The organism is Bacillus sp. 2175, assembly GCF_057812155.1.
The window spans coordinates 4,956,293-4,981,625 of the sequence record NZ_CM173819.1; the positions used below are offsets into that span (position 1 = coordinate 4,956,293).

The following is a 25,333-nucleotide window of genomic DNA, read 5'->3' on the forward strand; positions in this document are numbered from 1 at the left end:
AGCTGTTTTATTTTTCTCTTCCCACCCTTCCCATTTTTGTGTAAAATTTTAAATAGTGATGAAGTTTCGAGGTGAATAGAAATGAAACGAATAGATCTCATTTTTAACGCAATACAAAAAGGCAATTATACAGAAGGTGTAACCGCATCAGAACTCGCTACATTTCTGCAACTAGATCGCGCCAATGTAAGTAGCGATTTAAACAAACTTGTAAAAGATAAACGTTTATTAAAAACAAATACGCGACCTGTTCGTTTTTACATAGAAACGAACACTTCGTTGGAAACGCATTCAAAAGACATAACTTCATTAGATACATTTGCAATTGAAAATACGAGCCTTAAAATTGCAATTGAAAAAGCGAAAGCTTCTATTCTCTATCCTCCAAACGGTATGCATACTTTACTACTGGGAGAAACAGGGGTCGGAAAGTCTATGTTTGCTTCTTTAATGCACGAATATGCAATTGAAGTTGAACAGCTTCCAAAAGATGCACCATTTATCGTATTTAACTGTGCTGATTATGCAAATAATCCACAGTTACTACTCGGGCAATTATTTGGGATTAAAAAAGGAGCTTATACAGGAGCAAGTGATCAAAAAGGGTTAATTGAAAAAGCACATGAAGGAATTCTTTTCTTAGATGAAGTACATCGCCTGCCTCCAGAGGGACAAGAAATGCTTTTCACCTTTATTGACCGCGGAGTATACCGCCGCCTTGGAGAAACAGAGAACGAACGTAAAGCACAAGTATTAATCATTACTGCAACAACAGAAGAACCAAATTCATTTTTATTAAAAACATTTACAAGACGTATACCAATGACTGTTACGCTGCCACCACTTCGTGAGCGTACACATAAAGAGCGCTTTGCTTTACTACAGCGATTTTTCACAAATGAAGCAATTCGTCTGCGAAAAGACATTCACGTTAGCCCAAATGCAATGCGTGCTTTCGTCTTTTACAATTGTCCCAATAACATTGGTCAATTAAAAACAGATGTTCAAATTGCCTGTGCGAAAGCCTATTCTGATTTGGTCACAAAGAAACGTGATTCTGTCTATGTTTCAAGTTCAGATTTACCTTGGTATATGAAAGAAGGGTTGTTCATTGAAAGGAAGAGCCGTCACTTATACCAAATACCAAATGAAACATTTGTATTTACAGGTGAGGAAGGTTGGAGTAATCATAAAACAGAAGATGAAAAACGCTCTTCTATTTACGATTATATTGATTATAAATACGAAGAACTTCAAGCACGTGGTATTGAAGAGGAAGAATTAGAATTACTAATAGAAAATGATGTTCAAAGCTTTTTCGTACAATATTTTAACCAAATATCAAAAAAAACAAGCCATGAAAATGTTTTTAAAATTGTGGATCGTAATATCGTTTCCGTATGTGAAAAAATAGCGGAACTTGCTGAAAAGCATTTATCTAAGACGTTTGATGAAAAAGTATTTCTCGCTTTAAGTTTACATGTACAGACAACTCTACAACGTTTACAAAGCGGCAAACAAATACATCACCCACAATTAAATCAAATTCGTACGAAATATAAAGAAGCTTTTTCCGTAGCTATGCAATGCATTCAACTACTGGAGGAAGAATTACAAATAACAATGCCTATTGATGAAGCTGGCTTTTTAACAATGTTCTTCGTTGTTGATCCAATTCCTGCCTCACAAACAGAAGTAAAAGTATTAATATTAGCACACGGTAATGGCATCGCAACTGAAATGGCAAACGTCGCAAACGAACTTCTCGGCATTGAGGAAGTAACCGGTATTGATATGCCGTTACACGAATCACCGAAAGATTTCTTGGAACGTGTGAAAGTGTATATGAAAACACTACAAAATGTAAATGGGCTTCTCTTACTTGTCGATATGGGGTCACTTGCTTATATCGGTGACATATTAGAAACGGAGTTCAAAATCCCTGTACGTGTTCTCTCGATGACGAGCACACCACACGCACTAGAAGCAGCTCGAAAAGCTCAGCTCGGTTATTCATTAGATGCGCTGTATGAAACAGTAAAAAATTTAACACCATTTTACTTAAACGTACAAGAAGAAAAGAAAAAACCTCTCTCTCCAATGAAATCTGTTATTTTAACAGCTTGCTTAACTGGTGAAGGAAGTGCTTTAGCTATTCAAAAAATGTTAGAGAACTATTTACGATTTGATAAAGACTTAATTGAAATTATTCCAATTAGTATCGTCCATGAAAAAGATTTAACGAAAATGATTGAGAACATAAAAAAAGAGCGTAACATCATTTGTATTGTCACGAATTTCGATGTGCAAGTACCATGCTTAACATATCATTTCCAAGACATCGTAAACTACACAGCGATTCAGCCAATTCAAGAATTAATTACGTATGAAGAAACATATGCAAAAATGGCGGATATTCTTGAACAACAAATGCAGCGTAACGATGGAGCATTACTTATCAAAACAATTCGTTACGCATTAAATACAATTCAGGAATTAATTTCCTTACAGCTAACTCCTGATAGCTTAATGGGTGTTATTCTGCATATGAGCTGTATGGTTGACCGTCTTCAAAAAGGAGAAAGCCTTCTTCCTCACCCTGATAAAGAGAAAAGAAGACAAGATGAGTACTGGATGTATATGAAAGTAAAAAAAGCGTTGCAACCAATTGAAAACACATTTGAAATACAAATACCTGATGACGAAGTATTTTATGTTATGGACTTCTTTATTAAAAATCAGCCTGTGAAAAATTAATCGAGGCCGTTTTTAAAAATATCGATCGTAACGTGAGTTATATCAGCGATTTTCAAAATATATCGGCGCAACCCAGATTATATCAGCGATTTTCAAAATATATCGGCGTAACTCAGATTATATCAGCGATTTTCAAAATATATCGGCGTAACTCAGATTATATCAGCGATTTTCAAAATATATCGGCGTAACTCAGATTATATCAGCGATTTTCAAAATATATCGATTTACCGACAATAATTGCTAAAACTAGCACCTTATATAATGAGAAAAGGCTGTTCCAACATATGGACAGCCTTTGCCTCTATTTCTTTACTTTTCTAACTCGCCCTCTTATTTCTCCTCTTTTTTGTGATTTCGTATGGACATTAACATATACATTTGCTTGAATAATTTCTTGAAGTAAATGTACGAATGATTTCCCTTGTAAAGGTCCCTCAAAATCCTCTACATTCACTACACCAGTAATACTTCCCTCGTTCAAGCTAATCCCTTGCTCCAGTGGACCATACAAATATAAAACAACAGGACCAATTTGAGTAGACTTCCCTAAATGAATTTGACAAGATGTAACCTTTTCTATATTTTTTAGTATTACTCTGTAATGCAATTTCGTTAAATCATCACTAAAAATAAACTCTGCTACCCCAAAAGCTTCTGTATTTACAGGAGGCACTTCCCTCTTACCTGTTAACCTGGCAAAGAAATGTGTTGTCATAAGGCATTCTCCTTATATAAATTTCCCAGCACTACTTCTACTACTTTATGGTTTAAACATAATCATTTATGACTTTTTCAATTTTAATTACAAAGAAAAGATTCACAAAATCTTTACATTGTGATTGTTCCTGTAGATTGAAAGTCTCTTGTATAATGCACATAGAAAAACATTATAGGAGGTTCCATTGAAAACTAACAAATACACTTTTCATACATTATTAGAGATTTTTCTCGTCTCATTTAAATTAGGACTTACTTCATTCGGCGGTCCTGTCGCTCATCTCGGCTATTTCCACCACGAATACGTGCAAAAAAGAAAATGGATGGATGAACGAAGCTATGGAGATTTAGTAGCACTATGTCAATTCCTTCCCGGTCCTGCCAGCAGTCAAGTCGGTATGGGGGTTGGATTATTACGGGGCGGTCTATTAGGAGCTATTATTTCATGGATTGGATTCACTTTACCGTCTGTGCTTGTTTTGGTTTTCTTCGCCTCATTCCTTAATCAGTTCGATCTTGGAAGTGCTGGCTGGATTCATGGACTAAAACTTGTAGCAGTCGCTATTGTCGCTCATGCCATATGGGGAATGGCGCGAAAGTTAACTCCAGATCGAAATCGTGCAACGATTGCGATTGTAACTGCCGCAATCGCCTTATTATGGCCAAGTAGTTGGACACAAGTCATCCTTATTATAATATGTGGCTTTATCGGTTGGTTTTTATATCGCAACCAACCAATTAGCCAATCTCAAAATATAAGAGTACCTATTTCAAAAAAGATAGCAGTTTCTTGCCTCGTCTTATTCTTTGGACTATTACTACTGCTACCAATATTAAGACCGTTCTCTTATTACATCGCTTTATTTGACAGTTTCTATCGCTCTGGCGCACTTGTATTTGGAGGAGGACACGTCGTGCTGCCCCTTCTTGAAGGTGAGTTCGTACAAAACGGAATGATGACGAAAGAACAGTTCCTAGCTGGATACGGATTAACACAAGCAGTACCAGGACCACTATTTACATTCGCCTCTTATATAGGAGCAGTGTTAAACGGGACGCTTGGGGCAATAATCGCAACAATTGCGATTTTCCTCCCTGCTTTCTTACTCGTTATTGGTGTTTTACCATTTTGGAACAATGTGAGAAAAATATCATTCATACAAGGCGCACTACTTGGTGTTAACGCCGCAGTTGTTGGTATTTTAATTGCCGCTTTTTACGATCCCATTTGGACGAGTACAATTATAAATGCTTCAGATTTCGTTTTCGCTTCGCTTCTTTTTTGCTTACTAGCTTTTTGGAAAGCACCGCCTTGGGTTATCGTTATACTTGGAGCTTTTGGCGGATATATTCTATCCATTTTGTAAATAAAAAACGACGGCATGATGTAGCCGTCGTTTTTCTATTAAAACTTCACAAGTTCTATCCCTTCAGGCAACTCACTCTCTGTTAAAATACGCAATTCCTTCACACGATCCATTACGTAAGAAGAACGCTTCACAAGCTCTGGATCAATATAAGCTGGATGAACCATAATTTCTACCGTTTGTTCACCTTGTACTCTTTCTTTTAACTTCATAAAGTAATCTTCCGTCACACCATCCGCATAAAAGTCACTGTAAAATACATCAGAAAATGGATGCACCGCTCTATCTTCCCCACAACGACGAATTGGAACATTATATTTAGCTGCTAATCTCTCAAGAACATCGTGTAAGATCGGTAATCCGTGTACATGATGATGACTATCTAAATGAGTTGGTGTTAATCCGTAAGATAGGAATTTCTCAATTTGAGCAGTCCACTCTCTCTCAACTTCTTCTGGATTTATATTCCCTTCCCTTACAACACTTTGTTTATGAAACGATCCGTCGCTACCTACAAGTGATGGTACGTCTCCAAGAAGTGGCTCCCCTGCTGTTAATACGAGATGTACGCCTACTCCGAGTAGGTTATACTCTTTCGCTAAGCGTACCGCATGCTCTGTTCCTGGCATATTCATCATCATCGTCGTTGAATTTACAAGTCCATTTATATGACCATCAATAATGCCGTAATTTGTACCTTCTGTAAGACCGAAATCATCTGCATTTACAATTAACTTAATCATCATAATACCTCCTAATAGAATAAAAAAAGCGGGCTAAATAGCGCCGCTTTTACTTCTCTACCTTTTTAAAGAACTGTGGAAGATACTCTTTATGTGCTTCCAACATTTCATCTAAAATTTGTTTTGCAACTTTATCTGATGGTACAAGCGGATTGATTGTCATAGCAAGCAGCGCCTTATGATAATCCCCTGTAACAGCAGCTTCAATTGTTGTGCGCTCGAATGATTTAATTTGTTGTACTAAACCGCGAACTGGTACTGGAAGATCTCCAACTGCAATTGGTTTTGGGCCTTCTTTCGTAATAATACAGTTCACTTCAACAGCTGAATCATGTGGTAAGCTTGCAATTGTTCCGTTGTTTCGTGTATTAACAGGCTGGATATCACCTTTATTATTGTAAATAGACGTAATTAAGCTACATGCTGCATCACTATAATAAGCTCCGCCACGTTTTTCTAATTGTGGTGGTTTAATATCTAAATTCGGGTCTTTATATAACTCAAATAAATCATTTTCTAATTGTTTTACTACTTCTGCACGTGTACCTTTTTCAACAGAAGCTTCTTTTTCTTCTTCTAACATTTCACGTGTTTTGTAGTAGTAACGATGGTATGGACATGGAATCGCACGAAGTCCTCGAATAAAGTCTGGCTCCCAGTTAAGCGCTGCGATATTTTCCATCGTAATTTGTTTTTCTGGATCTGTCACAAGCTCTAACACACGGTCCATTACACTTACGCCATCTAAGTATACATCTAGTCCGTATACCATATGATTTAAACCTGCGAAATCAACGTGAACACGACTCGCATCTACTTCAAGTAATCTTGCAAGACCCATACGAATTCCGATTGGAACGTTACATAGACCAACTACTCTTTGAATATTTGTATAACGAAGAACTGCCTCTGTTACCATACCAGCTGGATTTGCAAAGTTAATTAACCATGCATTCGGACAGAGCTCCTCCATATCTTTACAAATATCTAAAATAACAGGAATCGTTCTCAACGCTTTAAATAAACCACCAGGACCATTTGTTTCCTGACCGATTACATCATATTTTAATGGGATTGCTTCATCTTTTGCACGTGCTTCTAATAAACCAACGCGAAGTTGTGTTGTTACGAAGTCTGCATCTTTTAATGCCTCACGGCGATCAAGCGTTAAATGTACCTCGATTGGTAAACCTGATTTTTTCACCATACGTTTCGCTAAGTTACCAACTATTTCCAACTTTTCTTTTCCTGCCTCAATATCTACTAACCAAATTTCACGAACAGGAAGCTCATCATAACGCTTAATAAATCCTTCAATTAACTCTGGTGTATAACTAGATCCACCGCCGATTGTAGCAATTTTAATTCCAGTCATGCTTTATTCCCCTTTCGCTTCAAGCTTTTTATAAAGATCGATAAACTCTGCTGCTAATTCTTTCACTGTAATCGCATTCATTAAATGATCTTGTGCGTGAATTAAAAGAACACTAACCTCTGTTTTTTCTCCTCTTGCTTCTGATTGTATGAGCTCTGTTTGGAAATGATGCGCTTCATTAATCGCTTCTTTCGCCTTTACCATCGCTTCATCTGCTTCTACCATTTTCCCCTGTTTGGCAAATTGAAGTGCCTCCATCGCAAAGCTTCGTGCGTTACCACTATTTAAAATCAATTGGAATGGAATTTGTTCTGCTGTAGTCATCATAATTACCGCCCTCTCTATAAGGTTCAACCGATTTAAATACCCCTTCAGTTTGAACATGTCTATTAAATTATTATTTTATGAATGATAGTTTGGTGTTCTTGTAGATGAGTATCATCTTTTTGAACATGATATAAAGGTAATTATTCTGACGAGCTATAGGAACTCGCCAGAATAATATTTTTTAAAGTGATACTGAATTGTCGCTTCCTTTTGTTTCAGCTTTTGCAGCCTGTACATAAGTACGGTCACACATTAATACGAATGGATAGTAAATTACTACCGCAATAGCAAAGTTCACCACTTGTAGTGCTGCACCAGCGATGCTTCCGCCCGATACAAGATAACCACTAAAGATTGGTGGCATTGTCCATGGAACTAACGCAACTGTTTTTGGTACCCATCCTAAAGTGATTGCTGTATAAGAAGTAATAACTAATACAACTGGTGTAAGTACGAACGGGATAATTAACGTTGGGTTTAATACAATTGGCGTACCGAAAATAACTGGTTCGTTAATATTAAAGAAACCAGGACCGATAGATACACGGCCTACACCGCGAAGCTGCGCACTTTTCGCTACAAGCATTACTGCCACTAAGAATGCTAACGTTGCACCCGATCCCCCGATATATACGTATACATCAAAGAATGGTTTTGTGAAGATATGCGGTACGTCATATGCAGACATACCATCATTAAATAATTTCATATTTTTCTCTAATGCTGGTAAATAGATTGGGTCAATAATCCCCCCAATAATATTTGGACCATGTAATCCGAAGAACCATAATACGTGAATAAGTAGAGCAATAATAATTGCACTTGGTAATGTACCCGCTAAACCTTGTAATGGTAATTGAATTGTTTCAAATACCATTTTATGAATGCTTGTTCCCGCAAGTTTCACAGCTAATTGAATACCTGCTGTTACAATCAAAATAACGAATGCTGGAACTAACGCTGCGAATGATTTCATTACTGCCGGTGGAACACCATCTGGCATTTTAATTGTAATATCCCTTTGAACAAAGAATCTAAACACTTCTGTTACAAGAAGAGCCACTATAATGGAAACGAATAGACCTTGTGCCCCTGTCCACGCTAAATCAATACCGCCTTCTTTTGGCGTTGTCGGAGAAATAATAATTAATGCACCGAATGTAATGATTGCTGCTGACAACGCATCGACGCCGTAAGATTTCGCTAAATTGTAACTTATCCCAACTGCGACTATGAGGGCGAGTATAGCAAAGGAACCAGTCCACATACCGCCACCGACATCTTTCCAAGCGTCACCAAATGTGCCCTTCATAAAGTTTTGGAAAGCATCAATTGGTAAGTTATTTATAAGTACTGCAAATGATCCAACTAAAATAAGAGGCATAACTGCGATAAATCCGTCACGGATTGCAACTAAGTGGCGCTGCGATCCAATTCTACCTGCGACTGGAACTAAATATTTCTCCATAAATGCAATAAACTTTTGCATTTCGCTTCCCCCCTAATTATTTTTTAAGTGTTAATGCGTGATCTAAAACTGCTTCTCCATTCATCATGCCGTAGTGCATTGGATTGATAACGTCGATTCCAACATTTTTCTCGTCAGCAAGCGTTTTCATTGAAGAGAGCATGTAACGAACTTGTGGTCCTAGTAATAACACATCTGCTTGATCGATATTCGTTTTTACTGCATCCCCAGATACAGCCCAAATCTTGCCTTCTAGACCGCGAGCTTTTGCAGCCGCTTCCATTTTTGTAACTAGTAAACTTGTAGACATCCCTGCTGAACAACATAATAAAATATTCATTTGAAAATCCCCCTTGTGTAGTATAAAAAATTTATGTTTATTTATTTTTCTTTACGCTATTTATTAATGCAATTAGCGTGCCAACTTTTTAAAACCACTAAAATCAGTGCTTTTTCGAGCATTTTCTTTGTGTGTTAACGCTTTCAATTAGTGTGTCGTCCAAAAAATACACAGTGTGTTATAAAACAACACGCTTTTAACACATAACTGTATGAAAATAGATTAGTGTTTAGTCGTCTAGTTGTGTTTAATATGAAAAAACACTAAAAAAACTTTTTCAATGAAAAATAATTCATTATTTTAACCCACTATTTAGTGAAATAAAAAAACCTTGCATAAGCAAGGTTCATTCATCCACCGACATCTTCCTATATAACTCTACAAACTCACTCGCTAATTCTTTCACCGTAATTGCATTCATTAAATGGTCTTGCGCGTGTACCATTAAAAGAGTAACTTCGGTCTTTTCGCCACCAGCCTCTTTCTGGATAAGCTCCGTTTGTACGCGGTGCGCCTCCTTTAATTCCTCTAGTGCTTCTTGTAATTTAGCTTCAGCTTCTGTAAACTCCCCACGCTTCGCACAATCAATTGCTTCCATTGAACAACTTCTCGCGTTTCCCCCATGCAAGATTAAATGAAAAGCTTTCGTCTCTATCGTATCCATTGTAGTTCTTTACTCCCCCTTTTCTTCCGCCAGTTTTTGTTTATCCCATATTTTTAAGAACGGTAAATAAATGAAGAATGCTAGCGCAAAGTTAACAAGTTGCAAAATAACACCTGAAATTTTCCCGCCCGATCCTAAATATCCACTAAAAAGAATAGGTGTCGTCCAAGGTACAGCGGCCCCACTCGGACGTGCAACCCATCCCCATTCCATTGCAAAGTAAGAAACAATTGTTAGCACGACTGGAACTAATATAAATGGAATTAGTAAAAGTGGGTTCATCACAATCGGCATACCAAAAGTTACCATCTCATTAATATTAAATATACCAGGTGCAATTGACAATCTCCCTAAACTTTTTAATTGTTGACTTCGTGCAAATAGTAACATTCCGACAACTAGAGCAAGCGTTGCACCAGAACCGCCCATATAAATCCATAAGTCAAAAAACTGTGCCGTAATCGTATTTGGTACATCTTGCCCAGCTTGAAAAGCAACTCGGTTTTGATCCATTAACGACAACCAAACGGGGCTCATTACACCACCAACAATAGTAGCACCATGAATTCCACAAGACCAAAGAACATGAACGAGAATAACTGCTATTATCGCGCCCCAAAGACTAGCACCAAGTACACTAAGCGGTTCCTGTAAAATTTGTCCTACAATATTATGGATACTGCCAAAAGAAGTATTTTCTATAATTAAGCGTAAAATCCAAATAACTGTTACAACAATAAATCCTGGAACAAGTGCTGCAAATGAACGCGTGACAGCTGGTGGAACTGTCTCTGGCATCTTTATAATTATCTTTTTTTGTACAATAAACCGATAAAGTTCAGTAGATATAAGTGCAATAATCATTGCTACAAATAACCCTTGGCTTCCCATTAATGCAGCTGGGATAGCGCCTTCTACAAGTACACTTTCTTTTGTACTTGGTATAATATATGCAACTTGAAATGGAGTCGCAAGTAAAAACGTCACAAGCGACAATGCCCCGGATGCTAAAGCATCTACTTTATAATACTCTCCAAGTCTGTAAGCGATTCCAAAAACAGCTATTAAAGCCATTATATTAAAAGTTGCACTAACTGGATACCCTAAAGCTCGCTGCCAATTCTCCCCAAACAAACCTGCCATAAAATCGTTATATCCCGGTATCGGCAGTGCACTAATAATGAGGAAAAACGATCCAATAATTAAGAAAGGCATCGTTAAAATAATTCCATCTCGAATTGCTTGTAAATGCCTCTGCTCTGCAACCTTCCCTGCTACCGGCATCACATACTTCTCTAAAAACCGTATCATCTATCCCACTCTCCTCATGGTTTCATTAACAAAGCTGCTTGCAAGATAGCTTCTCCATTACAAAGTCCGTAATGAACAGATTGAATGACATCAACAGGTATCCCTTTATCCTTACATAGTTCTTTCATTTTCGGTAATAAATAACGTACTTGCGGTCCAAGTAAAAGGACATCAGCTTTATCAATATGACTATTCACTTCAGAACCTGATACTGCCCAGATTGTTACTTCTATCCCTCTTGCCTCTGCTGCTTTCTCCATCTTTGTAACAATCAAACTGGAAGACATTCCCGCTGCACAGCAAAGTAAAATATTCATCCCGCTTCCCTCCCCCTTTTTCTCTACCTAAGTTATGGTGCATCCCTTGCCACCACTAGGTTACAAATATATATGTCTAGATTTCCTGCTGTATGCCGAGCTTAAAAACAAAAATTTCTTCGTTTTCACGCTATTCCATTTATCCGTATTCTCCTAGTAAAGAGGACGCTAACTCGCTATAATAATTCAGTATGATTTTTTTAATTGATAGGAGGATATATTTATGAAGGCATATCGCTTTCCACTTATTTTGTTATCTTCTATCCTAATTGGTGGTTTCATTGGTTATTTCATGGGTGCCGATGCAGTTGCTTTAAAGCCGCTTGGTGACATTTTCTTAAACTTAATGTTTACGATTGTTGTACCTCTAGTGTTCTTTAGCATCGCATCGTCTATTGCTAATATGGATGGATTAAAACGTTTCGGTAAAATTATGTCTAGTATGGCTGGGACTTTCTTATTTACAAGTATTTTAGCTGCTATTTTTATGATTATTGTCGTGAAAGTATTCCCGCCAGCACAAGGTGTTGTACTAGAACTAACACAACCTGACAAAGCCGGCAAAGCTGTTAGTGTTGCAGATCAAATCGTCGGTATTTTAACAGTATCTGACTTCTCGAAGTTACTATCTCGTGAAAATATGTTAGCTCTTATTTTCTTCTCTATCTTAATGGGGATTGCAACTTCAGCAGTTGGCGAAAAAGGAAAGCCATTTGCTACATTCCTACAAGCTGGTGCAGAGATTTCAATGAAGGTTGTATCTTTCATTATGTACTACGCTCCAATCGGACTTGCTGCTTACTTCGCAGCATTAGTTGGCGAATTCGGACCACAACTTCTTGGAACTTACTTCCGAGCAGCAATGGTATACTATCCTGCTTCTCTCATTTATTTCTTTGTATTCTTCACATTCTATGCATACCTTGCAGGTCGCAAACAAGGTGTACAAGTATTTTGGAAGAACATGGTCTCTCCTACAGTTACATCACTTGCAACTTGTAGTAGTGCCGCAAGTATTCCAGCAAACTTAGAAGCAACAAAGAAAATGGGTATTTCTTCAGACGTTCGTGAAACAGTTGTCCTTCTTGGTTCTACTCTTCATAAAGATGGCTCTGTTTTAGGCGGCGTATTAAAAATTGCTTTCTTATTCGGTATTTTCAACATGGAATTCGAAGGACCGAAAACATTAGCAATCGCACTTGTTGTTTCTCTATTAGTAGGAACAGTAATGGGCGCTATTCCAGGCGGCGGTATGATTGGTGAAATGTTAATCGTTTCTTTATATGGCTTCCCGCCAGAAGCATTGCCAATTATCGCAGCAATCAGTACAATCATTGATCCTCCTGCAACGATGTTAAACGTAACAGCAGATAACGCTTGTGCCGTAATGACAGCTCGCCTTGTAGAAGGTAAGAACTGGATCAAAAACAAATTTGCTTAATAAATAGAAAGAGGATGCTCGTTTTGAGCATCCTCTTTCTTTGTTGTTAATCCATTCCGCCACAAATTTGTTAAAACCTTCACAAATATTCCACACCTCTTATCCATTCTCCGTACTATAATCATGTATGGAAAAGGAGATGGACACAATGACACAAAGCGCACCAGAATTTAAAGTTTTGCAAAGCATTGCATTTCTCGCTGTCGTTTTGCAAAGTTCTTTATTATATACAATGAATCAAGGAAATGTCTTACTTGAGCAATCCCTCATTATGGGCATGCTATTTAATCTTGCAAAATTCTCAGCACCAGCATTCATATTTATCGTTGGATTTCACTTAATTCGTCACTATACAAAGCAATTAGTATATAAAGAATATATTTCCGAAAAAGCGATACACTTACTCATTCCTTATTTCTTTTGGTCTATTCTTTACTTATTAACAACAAATAATCTTATTACGTTACAAAGTGGAATAAAAAGTTTATTACTCGGAACAGCCGCTCCCCATCTTTGGTACGTTATTATGATGTTCCAAATTCACTTATTGTTCCCTTTACTATGCACACTTTTTTATTGGTTTCAAAAACGAACAGAAAATAAAAAAGACATATATAAATATATGACCTTTTTCGCTTGCCTATATTTTCTATTAATGTGGTTCTCTTCTCACTATATTTTTAATGGAGAAAAATTAACAAGTTCAACAATTTTACATTATACAGATCGATCATTTCTATTCTACTCATTCTATTTCGTTATGGGCGGCATTGCCGCTGTAGCACTAAAAACTTGGCGTCTATTCGTCATGAAACATATCCCGCTTATAACAATATTATTTTTCATCTTATTTTTATTCATCAATTATGAGTTGTTTAGTTTTTACGGAGCAAACTCTATTCATTTAACTGTTTCTACCTATTTAAAACCATCTATGTTTTTATATATCGTATGCGAAATTATCATACTGTATGTGTTATCTATTATGATAGTACAGCGTCGTGGTTTCTTATATAAAACGTTACGTTTCATTGGTAATTACACGTATGGTGCTTATTTAGCTCATTTATTCTTCTTGCAACTATGCACAAAACTTCTTTCCTTATTCACACTGCAAGAAAATACTATATTATATGCCCTATTACTATTTGTGTTAACGGCCATTATCTCTATTTCAACAATGGTCATTTGTAGCACAATACCATTTCATACTTGGATTACAGGGCCTTCTCCTACAACAAAGATGAAATGGACGAAGGTTGTATTACGAAAAAATCATAAAAAACTATTCAAGCCATATATTTGATATAATAATACGCATATAAAAAGAAAGCGAGAGACACCTATGATTAATCAAGTTGGACAAATTATGCTATATGTAAATAACCAAGACGAAACAGTACAATTTTGGACAGAAAAAGTAGGGTTCCAAATCATTGCGGAAGAAAATAACGGAAACGGATTCCGCTGGATTGAAATTGCACCGGCGAAAGAAGCAGGAACAAGCATCGTCCTTCACGATAAAGCGTTAATCGCGAAGATGCAACCTGAACTAAACCTAAATACGCCTTCACTTATGTTCTTCTCAAATGACTTAGACCGTCTATATAAAGATCTTTCTGAGAAAAATGTCACAGTTGGACAGGTTGTAGATTTACCTACTGGTAGAGCATTCAACTTTGCTGATAATGAAAATAATTACTTTGCAGTAATGGAACGCAAATAAAAAATAAGCTATCCGAAAAAATCGGATAGCTTATTTCATTTTAAGAAACTTGTTCTGCATTCGTTTCTCTATGCTGTATATGACTCGTGATCCAAGCAATTCCACCGGCAACAACGAGATAACATAACAATATTAAAATTTGCATTTGTAATTGCGACCAATCTCCTAAAGAAATAACATCTTGTAATCCTCTAAGAGAATGAGACATTGGGAGAAACTGTCCAATTTTGCTAAGAACAGCTATGTTTAATTCTCCTGGGAAAGTACCTCCGCTCGTCGCTAATTGCAGGACAAGAAGCGTTACCGCTAAGAACTTTCCAACAAGACCAAATACTGTTACTAGCATAAGAATAAATGTCATAAACGTAAAGGAAATAACAATACTTGATAAAACAAAGAGTGGCACACTTGCGACTTCTAATTTCATAACACCTAGCACAACTACATCTACGAGTAGCGCTTGAATGAGTCCAATTAAATATACCAATCCTAGTTTATTAATAAAATGTACCGTTCCGCTTACCTTCATGTTTTGTCTGCGGCCAAGAGGTAAAATATTCGATGCCATAATTCCGCCAACATAAAATGCAAGTGATAAGAAATATGGTGCAATGCCTGAACCGTAGTTAGGAACGTCAGAAACTGTTGACTTCACTAACTGAACTGGCTCTGAGAACATCGTATTGCGTGCATCATCATTACGAACATCCGCTATCTTCTCTGCGCCCTCTCCTAATTTCGTAGAAAGTTCTTTCGCACCATCATCAAGTTTAACAAGTCCATTTGTTAATTTACTAGCACCGTTATTCAGCTCCGTTCCACCACTCGCAAGCTGATTTACACCTTCTTGCAGGGATGTAAATCCATTTCCCCACTTCATAAATCCATCAGCCAAATTCGATGCACCATCTGCTATCTTTTTCGTTCCAGCAGTAGCTTCATTTAACTTAAATCCGAATGTATTCATGCCTTCTTCAATCTTATGTTGACCATCAGTTAGCTTCTTCGCACCTTGTGTCAATTGTTGTTGGCTATTATTTAAAGTACTTGTTGCTTTAGCTAGTCCATTAGACGTAGCAACAATTTTTTGAAAAGCGGGATCTTGCTGCACTTCTGGATGATTTTTCACGTACTCTTCTAATTGTTGTTTCACACTATTGGCCGCCCCATCCGCTTTTACTTGCCCTTCAGCAAGCTTCTCACTTCCGCTCACCCATTCATTTGTACCAGCACTTAATTCACTAACTCCTGATTGTAACGTTTTTTCACCTTGTGCTAATAACTCCATACCACTATGAAGTGATGTCGCTCCTTGACTCAGCTCATTTGCTCCCCCCGTTAAGGCAGATTGGCTAGACGCAAGCTTGTCACTTCCTTCTTTCAATTTCGATGTCCCGTCACTTAAACGATCAATACCATTCGCAAGCTGATTCGCTCCATTTTTTGCATCGGTCGTTCCTTCATGTAACTTCTCAGCACCATTACTTGCATCACTCAACCCTTGTGCCAAATCTTGAAACTTTGAAAAAACACCTTCTGTATATGATTTCGTAATACTGTTTGAGATTTTTGTTTTCATATTTTCAACAGCTGTCGTTCCAATTTGAGCCGCTACAAAGTTTTTACCTGGATTTACTTTGTACTGCAACTTTGCTGGCTCTGGTTTCTCATCCATAAGTGTACTTACCTTTTTAGAGAAATCTTCCGGAATCGTAACAACCATATAATATTTATCTTCTTTTAACCCTTCATCCGCACTTTTTTCTGATACGAAATGAAAAGCCAATTCCTTATTCTCTTTTAAATTTTTAACAAAATCGTCTCCTGCATGAATTGTTTTTTCATCCATCGCAGCACCCTTATCTAAATTCACAACCGCAACAGGTAATTTATCTAATTTTCCGTACGGATCCCAATATCCAGCTAAAAAGAATCCTGAATAAATTAACGGAACGATTAATAAAAAAATTAAAGCGATACGTCCATGTTTATGGTGCCACATCGCTTTCCAATCTTTAAATATAAGTTTAATTCCCTTCATGAAACATACTCCTCTTCTAATTTAACACCCTTCGAATGGTTTAACAGATTTACTATACACGTCACTTTACATACTGTATAATACATCTTTAATTATTAATTCATTCCTTTTGGTCTATAGAAAGGAGACTCGAAATGGAACTGCTCCAGTTAAAATACTTTCAGACAGTTGCACGACTAGAACACATGACAAAGGCAGCTGAAGAATTGCATATCGCGCAACCTTCACTCAGCAAAACAATTGCTAGACTCGAAAAGGATTTAGGAGTCCCTTTATTTGATCGCCAAGGCCGACAGATTACTTTAAATTCTTTCGGAAAAGTATTTTTAAAACGAGTAGAACGTATTTTTCATGAATTAAGTGAAGGAGAACGAGAAATTAAAGATTTAGCCGAATTACAACAAAGCTCTATTACACTGGCCGTTTCTATTCCAAGAATATTACCAGAACTACTTGGCTCTTTTTTACTAGAACATCCTAACGTTCGATTCCAACAATTTCTTGCATCCACTCCTTCTATGAAACGACAACTAGATAATATAGAAATTGACTTTTGTATCTCCTCTGTGCCAATTGAAGGTGAGGAGATTGTTTGGGAACCACTTATTACAGAAGAAATTTTCTTAGTCGTCCCTTCAGGCCATCGTTTATCAGGCCGAAAAAATATCCACCTGCATGAAGTAAAAAACGAACCGTTTATTAGTATGAACACTGGCTATGGATTTCGACACTTAACGGATGAATTTTGCAAAGAAGCTGGTTTCACTCCGCATATTGCTTTTGAAGTAGATGAACCGACCGTGATTAGCGACCTCATTAAGCAAGGTCTCGGCATCGCTTTTGTTCCAAGTTTAACTTTATTAAAAAACTCTACTTTAGCATCAAGCAAGTTGCGTATTATTGAACCCAATTGTCAGCGAACCATCGGATTAAGTTGGTCAAAAAAACGCTACTTATCAAAAACAGCTCAGCAATTCCGTGAATTCGTGATTGATTACTTCTCCAACATTAGGACGTAAAATTATATCAACAAATAAAAGTTGCCACCCTCATATGGTGGCAACTTTTATTGTTCACTCTTTTTTAATTCCATTTCAGCTAAAAGTGGTAGTACATTATCAAAAATATGCGTATTATTATTTTCACCTGTTACATATCCACCATAATATCTACTAAATACGTTATCATTTCGGAATGTGGCCATATGATCATACAATTCTTTCGCAAACTTTTTATCACCTGTTTGTAGTACGTACAAAATCGTTAATCCGTATGCGGCTGGCGATTCATAATTCACAGTTTGTTTTCCCGTTTCTAAATTGTAACGACCGTATAGCTTTCCATCCTCCTGGAATTTCTTCTTTATAAATTCCAAATAAGCAGTTGATGAAAGACCACCTAAACTTCGATGATATGCAACGTATGATTGGTCAATAAGATTCACTTCTTTATCGTACGTAAATGTACCATCTTCTTTATACTCTTTCGGGAATGCCCAGCCATGCCTTGGATAGTCCGCTAAAAATTGAACGACTTCCTGATATTGCTGAGCAGAAACTTTGTCGTACTTCTTCATATAGGAGAATGCACGTGGATTTATGTATGATGTTGTTACAAAATTATTTTGTTTCCCTGCATCTGCATCATAATAATCAACATAATAATTATCTTTTTTATTATAACGAAGTACAGCATCACTTAATTGATCGGCAAGGTTTTTATAACGCTCTTCCTTATACATTTCATAAGCACGATATAATTGTTCTATAATACGAAGATCATCTATAAGTGCATTTGTAGCTGACTGCCTCTCTCCCTTTTCAGAGAGTTTCCATAAAACGATATGATTCTTATATACGAAATTATCTTGAATAACCTTTACTTGCTCATCAAATAACGCCTGATCATCTTTATCAAGTGTATATTGTAACCATAATCCCGCTGATTCTGATAAAGCTTCACGTCCCTTTGCTTCACCCGTACCTGCCTTAGTATCTACTAAACGGTACGTGGCAAGCGTTCCATTGTCATTCACCATATGTCTTAAAATAAAATTTTCTGTACGGTTTCCTTGTAAAGCTGACCAAAATACAATTCCACCTAAAGCGATCAAGAAGATAATTCCAATCCCTATATATAAACGTTTCCGCAATCTTTTCACCTCCCTAGTAAGGCTAACCTTAATTTTATCAGAACATACATAAATTTAAAAAGACAATCCACTAGATTGTCTCCCCCATTTCTATCCCTCGTAAACCTCTTTAGAAGGTTTATATAGCGATTGTACAAGCCGATCATATTCACGACGTGTAATCTCTTTATTATATAGCTTCAATAATAAATCTCTATGCTCTTTTGAAAATGCCATCTTTTTAATGACTTCAGGATACATAAAACACCCTCTCCATTTCACATAAACTTCTTCTTTTCGAAAAACAGAACTTATGTTCGCATAAAAGATTATAAAAGATTCCTGTAAAAAAAACAAACAAAACATGAGAAACTATTTATTTCTTTCTATTCAAAATATTACAACATTATATTATCATATTCACTTTTTAAATACATATATATTTTTGGTAGTTTTTTTGAATAAATCTTCCAATTCAATCAGAAAATAATGGCAAAAAAGAAGAGGAGTTTACATATGGATACGGTAACATTAGCAAGAGCATTTTTTGGTTCTTCATTAGCATTCCACATTATTTTTGCAACACTTGGCGTCGGACTTTCATTGATGATTTTTATAAGCGAAATACTCTATCACTGGAAGAAAGACTCCGACTATGCCATTATGGCGAAAAGATGGACAAAGGCGTTTGCTATTCTTCTCGGTGTAGCAATTCCAACTGGAACAATTGTTGGTGTGCAAATCTCACTTCTTTGGCCTGGTTTCGCCAAAATTGTTGGGCAAGTTATTTCTGTTCCCTTCCAAATTGAGATTTTCGCCTTCTTTTTGGAGGCTTTATTCATGTCGATTTACGTATATGCAGCTGATAAACTTCCTCCATTTATGAGATTAATCTCGCTATTTTTCGTCATGCTTGGTGCCACGGCATCCGCCGTGCTTATTACATCAGCAAATACATGGATGAATACACCAGCAGGCTTTTCAATGAATCCAGATGGATCTGTTTTTAACGTTGATCCGTGGAAAGCTTTCTTTAATCCAAGTTTTGGCACAAGTGCATTTCATGTCGTTATTACGGCTTATGCAACCGGTGCAGCTGTCATTGCTTCTATTGCTGGATTTAAATTATTGAAGAAAAATTTAAGTACACGTGAAATTGCTTATCATAAAAAAGGGCTGCTATTAGGGCTTGTCGTTACATTTATTACAGGCGCTACGATGTGGCTTTCAGGACATGAATCAGCGATTGCCTTACATAAACACTCACCTGAAAAACTTGCATCTGCTGAAGCTTTATTTGAAACGACATCACACGCACCGCTATCCATTGGCGGAGTTGTGGATCCTAATACACTTGAACTAAACTATGCACTTGAAATTCCAAACATGCTTAGCTTATTAGTGGGACTAGACCCTAGCACTGTCGTAAAAGGACTAAACGAATTCCCACAAGAAACATGGCCACCATTTTATACACATACACTATTCAACTTAATGGTAGGAACTGCTGCGTTTACCTTTGCTGTTGCAACAATTGCACTCTTATATTGGTATTTCGTGTACCGAAAAAAGGGAACAGAACTACCGAAGTGGCTACTTTGGGGGGCTGCCGCATGCGGACCAATTATGATGCTCGGTATTGAATTCGGATGGATTTTCAGTTGTAGCGGTCGTCAACCATGGACAATTTATGGTATGCAACGTACCGTCGATGCATCTACACGCGCTGATTTCGTCGGTCCTTTATTTGTTTTGTTCATCATTTTGTATATTGGACTCGCTATTTTAACAGTCATTGTTCTACGGACATTCTTTAGAAGACATCCATTAAAGAATGATTTACAACACCAAGGAGGCGATTCTCATGTATGAGGAAAGTATTGCAATCATCATCTTATGGGCCCTTATTTTCGTATACAGTATACTAGGGTCCATTGATTTTGGCGCTGGTTTTTGGGGCATGGTATACGCAAAACATCCGACGCTCGCTGCTAAACTTGCGAATCGGTACTTATCACCAACTTGGGAAGTAACAAATACGTTTCTTGTTTTCGTCGTTGTCGCATTTCTCGGCTTCTTTCCGAAAGCGGCCTTTACTCTTGCGACAGTAATGTTCGTACCAGTTATGTTAATTTTAGTGCTCATTGCAGTACGTAGTACATTTATGGTATTTGCTTACTCCTTGCCAAAATACCAATACCTTCTTCGGGTTATTTCAGGTATTACTGGTCTATTAATTCCAGCACTATTAATTACCGTTTTACCCGTTACAGAGGGAGCCTATATTACAATGTCTGAAGGAAAGGAAGTACTCCTATATGGAAAACTTCTTTCTAGCCCAGTTATCTACTGTTATATGCTCTTCGGACTAACTTCTGAACTATTTCTCTCCTCTCTCTTTCTTGCTGATTTTTCGAGAGAACAAAGTTCAGAAGATACGTATAGAATTTATAGAAGAAATGCTATCATCCTTGGTCCTGCAACGCTCGTTACGGCAATTATTGCCCTCGTTGTAATGGATCCAGAAACACATTGGGTTATGCAAGGATTAATAAAGCAATTCCCGTGGTTTACAGTTTCTATTGTTTTATTCGTTATCGGATACTCGTCCCTTTGGTGGACAAACAAAAAGTACAATACACTAGGATACCCTCGCATTGCCGTTTTAGCTGTCGTCGCTCAATATGCATTTGCAAGCTATGCTTACGGGGTCGCGCATTTACCGTATATTATTTATCCTGACGTAACTGTATTTACAAGCTTTACAACGAAAGAAACGTTCTATGCACTGCTCATTCTATACGCAATTGGGATTGCAATTTTATTACCAGGATTTATTTTCTTCTGGAACTTATTCTTGAAGGATCGTACTTTTTTGAAGGAAAAATAATATAGCATTGGAGTCTGTTCCAAAAGGCATTTTAGGATAGACTCCTTTTGTCGTGTTTTGTCGATAAGTCGATATATTTTAAAAATCGCTGATATATTTTGAGTTGCGCCGATATATTTCAATAATCGCTGATATATTTTAACTTGCGCCGATATATCTCAATAATCGCTGATATATTTTAACTTGCGCCAATACATCTCAATAATCGCCCATATAAATTTCATTTACTATCTTACTGCCCCAATAATTTATAGACTCCTCTCATAATAGTTATTTCACTATTCGTGACACCTGTCCTTTAGCATGAAAAACACATATTCGGTTCATCTCGTTATACGTCTAGTTCTTCTTATTTTTTGCTGAATATACTACCAATATAAACTTGAGACAAGCTACATCTGTTCAAGGGAAAATAGAAAGGTAGGCAAAATATGAGCATTGAAATATGGATTACTATTATTGTATTTTTCTTAACGATGATCGTTATCTTTTGGCGACCCCGCGGCTTAAATGAGGCTTGGCCAGCAGCAATCGGAGCTGGTATCATCATAATTACTGGACTTGTATCAAAACCAGACATCATGGATATTATAAGTAAAATTGGCGGTGCCTCCATAACAATATTAGCAACTATTGTTATGGCAGTTATATTAGAAAGCTTCGGCTTCTTCCATTGGTCCGCAGCGAAACTAGCAAATTTAGCAAAGGGTTCTGGGCGCCGCTTATACTGGTATATTCAATTATTATGTTTTCTTATGACTCTTTTATTTAATAACGACGGTAGTATTTTAATTACAACTCCAATTTTAATTCTTCTTCTAAAAAACCTTCAATTAAAACCACATCAACAAATTCCTTATTTATTAAGTGGTGCTTTAATCGCTACGGCATCTAGTGCACCAATTGGTGTAAGTAATATCGTAAATTTAATCGCATTAAACATCGTCCATATGACTCTTTATATGCATACTGCTATGATGTTTGTACCTGCAACATTAGGCTTATTATTTATGTCATGGCTCATGTATACAGTTTTGAAGAAAAAACTTCCGAAAAAATTACCTGTTTCTTCATATGATATTGAAGAAATTTTCTTCACGAAAAACTTCCATCCACTAAAAGGAAATAATTCTGTTGATACGAAACAAAAACGGACAAGATTCATGTTAAAAGTATTAGGTTTCGTCTTCCTGATGCGCTGTCTTCTATTCGTTGCATCCTTCTTATCCATCCCAATTGAAATCGTTGCAGTACTTGGTTCACTCGTTCTTCTCATTTGGAGATGGTACTACTTACGAACAAATCCTGTCGACATTTTGAAAAAGACACCGTGGCACATTTTAATTTTCGCCTTCTCTATGTACGTCATTATTTACGGACTCCACAACGCAGGATTAACAGCTGTACTTGTACAATGGCTCGAGCCAATTGTGAATCAGCATCTACTCTATGCTAGCTTTGCGATGGGCGGACTTGTATCCATCCTCTCTAACGTCTTCAATAACCATCCTGCCCTTATGATTGGTACAATCACATTAACAGAAATGGGACTAGATCCAGTCACATTAAAAACTATCTATCTTGCAAACATCATTGGTAGTGACATCGGTTCACTATTACTACCAATTGGTACGCTAGCTTCACTCATTTGGATGTATATTCTGAAACAAAACAAAATTAAAGTAAAATGGAAAGACTATTTAAGTGTATCCCTTATCGTTATCCCGCTCACAACAGTCGTCACACTATTTCTCTTATTCTACTGGGTACATCTCTTCTTTGCCTTATAAACAACAGAAGCCCCATTTGCTACCGTCTTAGCAAATGGGGCTTCTTCTATAATAAAGTTAGGTACTACAGTGTGATCAATCAAGTAAAGAGGTGTAACATGTTATTGATATAAATGACTACCAGCTTCTTTAAATTCTTCTGCTTTCTCTTTCATTCCTTTTTCAATTGCTTCTTTCGTTTCTAAATCATTTTCTTTTGCATATTCACGAATATCATGTGAAATTCTCATACTACAAAACTTCGGTCCACACATTGAACAGAAGTGAGCTGTCTTTGCCCCTTCTGCAGGCAACGTTTCATCATGATATTCCATCGCACGTTCAGGATCTAAAGATAAATTAAATTGATCGCGCCAACGGAATTCGAAGCGTGCTTTTGAAAGTGCATCATCACGCTGATGAGCCGTTTTATGTCCTTTCGCAAGATCAGCCGCATGCGCTGCAATTTTGTACGTAATAACACCCGTGCGTACATCATCTTTGTTTGGCAAACCTAAATGTTCTTTCGGCGTTACATAACAAAGCATCGCTGTTCCAAACCAGCCAATCATAGCAGCTCCAATTGCAGATGTAATATGGTCATAACCTGGTGCAATATCTGTCGTTAGCGGCCCAAGTGTGTAAAACGGCGCGCCCTGACAAATATCAAGCTCTTTCTCCATATTCTCTTTAATTAAGTGCATCGGTACGTGTCCAGGTCCTTCAATCATAACTTGCACATCATGTTTCCAAGCAATTTTGGTTAATTCACCAAGTGTTTCAAGCTCAGAAAACTGTGCTTCGTCATTTGCATCTGCAATTGAACCTGGGCGTAATCCATCTCCAAGAGAGAACGAAACATCATACTGCTTCATAATTTCACAAATCTCTTCAAAATGAGTGTATAGGAAGTTTTCTTTATGATGGAATAAACACCACTGTGCCATAATCGAACCACCGCGCGAAACGATACCTGTCGTACGCTTTGCAGTAATTGGAATGTAACGAAGTAATACACCAGCGTGAATTGTAAAGTAATCTACGCCTTGCTCCGCCTGCTCAATTAACGTATCACGATATACTTCCCACGTTAAATCTTCTGCAATTCCGTTTACTTTTTCCAGCGCTTGATAGATCGGTACAGTTCCAACTGGTACAGGCGCGTTACGAATAATCCACTCACGCGTCGTATGAATATTTTTACCTGTAGATAAATCCATAATCGTATCCGCACCCCAGCGCGTTGCCCATGTCATCTTCTCTACTTCTTCTGCAATCGAAGAAGATACAGCTGAGTTTCCGATATTCGCGTTTACCTTCACATGAAAATTACGCCCGATGATCATCGGTTCAGCTTCTGGATGATTAATATTCGCTGGTAAAATAGCGCGGCCTTCTGCGATTTCCTTACGAACAAACTCCGGCTCTACCCCTTCACGAATCGCAACGTATTCCATCTCAGACGTAATAATGCCATTACGTGCATAGTGCATTTGCGTAACATTTGCACCTTGCTTTGCTCTAAGTGGCTGGCGATCCATTTGCGGGAAAACAGGTGTATGTTTCGAAGCTACTCTCACACCGTCATCCTCTGGTTTCACTTCACGCCCTTCGTATGCTTCTACATCACCACGCCCCATAATCCAAGAGTGGCGCGGCGTTGGAATTCCTTTTTCCAACTCGACCTTATACGCAGGATCTGTATAAGGACCGCTCGTATCATACACACGGATTGGTGGATTTGGAACGCCATTCGTTTCGCTTTGTTCAATCTCACGCATCGGCACTTTCATACCTTCTCGTGGTCCATCCACATATACTTTCTTACTCCCTGGTAAACTCGACTTCAATTCAATTTGCTCAGCTGAAACAGATTGTTTCATAAATTTTGTTGCCCCCCTGTTCGTGACAAGGACAAGATATGGCCAGCGCATGCCAAAATAAAA

22 protein-coding genes are annotated in these 25,333 nt (G+C 37.4%); 9 read left to right on the plus strand and 13 right to left on the minus strand.

Annotated elements, in window-relative coordinates:
* Positions 1-81: 81 nt before the first annotated feature.
* Positions 82-2,757 (plus strand): sigma-54-dependent transcriptional regulator, encoded by a 2,676-nt coding sequence (locus ACXKY9_RS25960; RefSeq protein ID WP_000820970.1) that lies wholly within the window; start codon positions 82-84, stop codon positions 2,755-2,757.
* 304 nt (positions 2,758-3,061) lie between these two features.
* On the opposite strand, the gene exsM is transcribed toward ACXKY9_RS25960, so the two are convergent.
* Positions 3,062-3,475, minus strand: coding sequence for an exosporium regulatory protein ExsM (gene exsM / locus ACXKY9_RS25965; RefSeq protein WP_000207046.1), 414 nt, complete (start codon positions 3,473-3,475; stop codon positions 3,062-3,064).
* A gap of 187 nt (positions 3,476-3,662) precedes the next feature.
* On the opposite strand from exsM, the gene ACXKY9_RS25970 reads away from it, so the two are divergent.
* Positions 3,663-4,844: a chromate transporter gene (locus ACXKY9_RS25970; RefSeq protein ID WP_000856213.1), complete on the plus strand. Its 1,182-nt coding sequence runs from the start codon at positions 3,663-3,665 to the stop codon at positions 4,842-4,844.
* A 38-nt stretch (positions 4,845-4,882) separates the two neighbouring features.
* Here the strand turns inward: ACXKY9_RS25970 and chbG are convergent, their stop codons facing one another.
* The 8 genes from chbG to ACXKY9_RS26010 all read right to left on the minus strand — a co-directional run bounded on the left by chbG (position 4,883) and on the right by ACXKY9_RS26010 (position 11,389).
* Positions 4,883-5,587 carry a chitin disaccharide deacetylase gene (gene chbG / locus ACXKY9_RS25975; protein ID WP_000593487.1) on the minus strand — a complete coding sequence of 235 codons (705 nt, stop codon included), beginning with the start codon at positions 5,585-5,587 and terminating at the stop codon, positions 4,883-4,885.
* A gap of 49 nt (positions 5,588-5,636) precedes the next feature.
* Entirely contained in the window at positions 5,637-6,962 is a 1,326-nt protein-coding gene (gene celF, locus ACXKY9_RS25980) for a 6-phospho-beta-glucosidase (protein WP_000145762.1), read from the minus strand.
* 3 nt (positions 6,963-6,965) lie between these two features.
* Positions 6,966-7,289, minus strand: a complete 324-nt coding sequence (locus ACXKY9_RS25985; RefSeq protein ID WP_000989059.1) for a PTS lactose/cellobiose transporter subunit IIA — start codon at positions 7,287-7,289, stop codon at positions 6,966-6,968.
* Between the two features lie 181 nt (positions 7,290-7,470).
* Positions 7,471-8,778 (minus strand): PTS cellobiose transporter subunit IIC, encoded by a 1,308-nt coding sequence (gene celB, locus ACXKY9_RS25990; protein WP_001168848.1) that lies wholly within the window; start codon positions 8,776-8,778, stop codon positions 7,471-7,473.
* A 16-nt stretch (positions 8,779-8,794) separates the two neighbouring features.
* Entirely contained in the window at positions 8,795-9,097 is a 303-nt protein-coding gene (locus ACXKY9_RS25995) for a PTS sugar transporter subunit IIB (protein WP_001023567.1), read from the minus strand.
* Positions 9,098-9,443: 346 nt separating this feature from the next.
* Positions 9,444-9,761: a PTS sugar transporter subunit IIA gene (locus ACXKY9_RS26000; protein ID WP_000379645.1), complete on the minus strand. Its 318-nt coding sequence runs from the start codon at positions 9,759-9,761 to the stop codon at positions 9,444-9,446.
* A 9-nt stretch (positions 9,762-9,770) separates the two neighbouring features.
* Positions 9,771-11,072 (minus strand): PTS cellobiose transporter subunit IIC, encoded by a 1,302-nt coding sequence (gene celB / locus ACXKY9_RS26005; RefSeq protein WP_000617782.1) that lies wholly within the window; start codon positions 11,070-11,072, stop codon positions 9,771-9,773.
* Between the two features lie 14 nt (positions 11,073-11,086).
* Entirely contained in the window at positions 11,087-11,389 is a 303-nt protein-coding gene (locus ACXKY9_RS26010; RefSeq protein ID WP_001023554.1) for a PTS sugar transporter subunit IIB, read from the minus strand.
* Positions 11,390-11,612: 223 nt separating this feature from the next.
* Between ACXKY9_RS26010 and ACXKY9_RS26015 the strand changes: the two genes are divergently transcribed.
* The 3 genes from ACXKY9_RS26015 to ACXKY9_RS26025 all read left to right on the plus strand — a co-directional run bounded on the left by ACXKY9_RS26015 (position 11,613) and on the right by ACXKY9_RS26025 (position 14,556).
* On the plus strand, positions 11,613-12,830 hold the full coding sequence (locus ACXKY9_RS26015) for a dicarboxylate/amino acid:cation symporter (RefSeq protein WP_000649376.1): 1,218 nt from the start codon (positions 11,613-11,615) through the stop codon (positions 12,828-12,830).
* Positions 12,831-12,978: 148 nt separating this feature from the next.
* Positions 12,979-14,136 (plus strand): acyltransferase, encoded by a 1,158-nt coding sequence (locus ACXKY9_RS26020; protein WP_000194320.1) that lies wholly within the window; start codon positions 12,979-12,981, stop codon positions 14,134-14,136.
* A 39-nt stretch (positions 14,137-14,175) separates the two neighbouring features.
* The gene (locus tag ACXKY9_RS26025) at positions 14,176-14,556 is read left to right on the plus strand and encodes a VOC family protein (protein ID WP_000610162.1); all 381 of its coding nucleotides are present in this window, start codon (positions 14,176-14,178) and stop codon (positions 14,554-14,556) included.
* 40 nt (positions 14,557-14,596) lie between these two features.
* Here the strand turns inward: ACXKY9_RS26025 and ACXKY9_RS26030 are convergent, their stop codons facing one another.
* Positions 14,597-16,597 (minus strand): YhgE/Pip domain-containing protein, encoded by a 2,001-nt coding sequence (locus ACXKY9_RS26030; protein WP_000676212.1) that lies wholly within the window; start codon positions 16,595-16,597, stop codon positions 14,597-14,599.
* 134 nt (positions 16,598-16,731) lie between these two features.
* On the opposite strand from ACXKY9_RS26030, the gene ACXKY9_RS26035 reads away from it, so the two are divergent.
* Complete coding sequence (locus tag ACXKY9_RS26035; RefSeq protein WP_000421928.1) at positions 16,732-17,616, plus strand: LysR family transcriptional regulator; 885 nt, start codon at positions 16,732-16,734, stop codon at positions 17,614-17,616.
* 47 nt (positions 17,617-17,663) lie between these two features.
* Here the strand turns inward: ACXKY9_RS26035 and ACXKY9_RS26040 are convergent, their stop codons facing one another.
* Both ACXKY9_RS26040 and ACXKY9_RS26045 read right to left on the minus strand, forming a co-directional pair.
* Complete coding sequence (locus ACXKY9_RS26040) at positions 17,664-18,749, minus strand: hypothetical protein (RefSeq protein ID WP_001231654.1); 1,086 nt, start codon at positions 18,747-18,749, stop codon at positions 17,664-17,666.
* 90 nt (positions 18,750-18,839) lie between these two features.
* A complete protein-coding gene (locus ACXKY9_RS26045) occupies positions 18,840-18,989 on the minus strand; it encodes a hypothetical protein (protein WP_000283181.1) in 150 nt (49 codons plus the stop codon).
* A gap of 255 nt (positions 18,990-19,244) precedes the next feature.
* On the opposite strand from ACXKY9_RS26045, the gene cydA reads away from it, so the two are divergent.
* From cydA to ACXKY9_RS26060, 3 genes are all read left to right on the plus strand, one after another.
* On the plus strand, positions 19,245-20,600 hold the full coding sequence (cydA, locus tag ACXKY9_RS26050) for a cytochrome ubiquinol oxidase subunit I (RefSeq protein ID WP_000381987.1): 1,356 nt from the start codon (positions 19,245-19,247) through the stop codon (positions 20,598-20,600).
* Positions 20,593-21,618, plus strand: a complete 1,026-nt coding sequence (locus tag ACXKY9_RS26055; protein ID WP_000272788.1) for a cytochrome d ubiquinol oxidase subunit II — start codon at positions 20,593-20,595, stop codon at positions 21,616-21,618. The genes cydA and ACXKY9_RS26055 overlap by 8 nt, the downstream gene beginning before the upstream one ends.
* A gap of 431 nt (positions 21,619-22,049) precedes the next feature.
* Positions 22,050-23,408, plus strand: a complete 1,359-nt coding sequence (locus ACXKY9_RS26060) for an arsenic transporter (protein ID WP_000021121.1) — start codon at positions 22,050-22,052, stop codon at positions 23,406-23,408.
* Between the two features lie 101 nt (positions 23,409-23,509).
* Here ACXKY9_RS26060 and thiC read toward each other — a convergent pair whose 3' ends face one another.
* Positions 23,510-25,270, minus strand: a complete 1,761-nt coding sequence (thiC, locus tag ACXKY9_RS26065) for a phosphomethylpyrimidine synthase ThiC (RefSeq protein ID WP_000814481.1) — start codon at positions 25,268-25,270, stop codon at positions 23,510-23,512.
* Positions 25,271-25,333: the final 63 nt, after the last annotated feature.

What these genes read in the sequence shown, in the direction of transcription:
- celB (WP_001168848.1), bottom strand. Translation starts at nt 8,778, where the DNA reads ATGCAAAAGTTTATTGCATTTATGGAGAAATATTTAGTTCCAGTCGCA.
- ACXKY9_RS26035 (WP_000421928.1), top strand. Translation starts at nt 16,732, where the DNA reads ATGGAACTGCTCCAGTTAAAATACTTTCAGACAGTTGCACGACTAGAA.
- ACXKY9_RS26060 (WP_000021121.1), top strand. Translation starts at nt 22,050, where the DNA reads ATGAGCATTGAAATATGGATTACTATTATTGTATTTTTCTTAACGATG.
- exsM (WP_000207046.1), bottom strand. Translation starts at nt 3,475, where the DNA reads ATGACAACACATTTCTTTGCCAGGTTAACAGGTAAGAGGGAAGTGCCT.
- celF (WP_000145762.1), bottom strand. Translation starts at nt 6,962, where the DNA reads ATGACTGGAATTAAAATTGCTACAATCGGCGGTGGATCTAGTTATACA.
- ACXKY9_RS26000 (WP_000379645.1), bottom strand. Translation starts at nt 9,761, where the DNA reads ATGGATACGATAGAGACGAAAGCTTTTCATTTAATCTTGCATGGGGGA.
- ACXKY9_RS25995 (WP_001023567.1), bottom strand. Translation starts at nt 9,097, where the DNA reads ATGAATATTTTATTATGTTGTTCAGCAGGGATGTCTACAAGTTTACTA.
- chbG (WP_000593487.1), bottom strand. Translation starts at nt 5,587, where the DNA reads ATGATTAAGTTAATTGTAAATGCAGATGATTTCGGTCTTACAGAAGGT.
- ACXKY9_RS26020 (WP_000194320.1), top strand. Translation starts at nt 12,979, where the DNA reads ATGACACAAAGCGCACCAGAATTTAAAGTTTTGCAAAGCATTGCATTT.
- thiC (WP_000814481.1), bottom strand. Translation starts at nt 25,270, where the DNA reads ATGAAACAATCTGTTTCAGCTGAGCAAATTGAATTGAAGTCGAGTTTA.
- ACXKY9_RS26055 (WP_000272788.1), top strand. Translation starts at nt 20,593, where the DNA reads ATGTATGAGGAAAGTATTGCAATCATCATCTTATGGGCCCTTATTTTC.
- ACXKY9_RS26010 (WP_001023554.1), bottom strand. Translation starts at nt 11,389, where the DNA reads ATGAATATTTTACTTTGCTGTGCAGCGGGAATGTCTTCCAGTTTGATT.
- ACXKY9_RS25985 (WP_000989059.1), bottom strand. Translation starts at nt 7,289, where the DNA reads ATGATGACTACAGCAGAACAAATTCCATTCCAATTGATTTTAAATAGT.
- ACXKY9_RS25960 (WP_000820970.1), top strand. Translation starts at nt 82, where the DNA reads ATGAAACGAATAGATCTCATTTTTAACGCAATACAAAAAGGCAATTAT.
- cydA (WP_000381987.1), top strand. Translation starts at nt 19,245, where the DNA reads ATGGATACGGTAACATTAGCAAGAGCATTTTTTGGTTCTTCATTAGCA.
- celB (WP_000617782.1), bottom strand. Translation starts at nt 11,072, where the DNA reads ATGATACGGTTTTTAGAGAAGTATGTGATGCCGGTAGCAGGGAAGGTT.
- ACXKY9_RS26030 (WP_000676212.1), bottom strand. Translation starts at nt 16,597, where the DNA reads ATGAAGGGAATTAAACTTATATTTAAAGATTGGAAAGCGATGTGGCAC.
- ACXKY9_RS26045 (WP_000283181.1), bottom strand. Translation starts at nt 18,989, where the DNA reads ATGTATCCTGAAGTCATTAAAAAGATGGCATTTTCAAAAGAGCATAGA.
- ACXKY9_RS26025 (WP_000610162.1), top strand. Translation starts at nt 14,176, where the DNA reads ATGATTAATCAAGTTGGACAAATTATGCTATATGTAAATAACCAAGAC.
- ACXKY9_RS26015 (WP_000649376.1), top strand. Translation starts at nt 11,613, where the DNA reads ATGAAGGCATATCGCTTTCCACTTATTTTGTTATCTTCTATCCTAATT.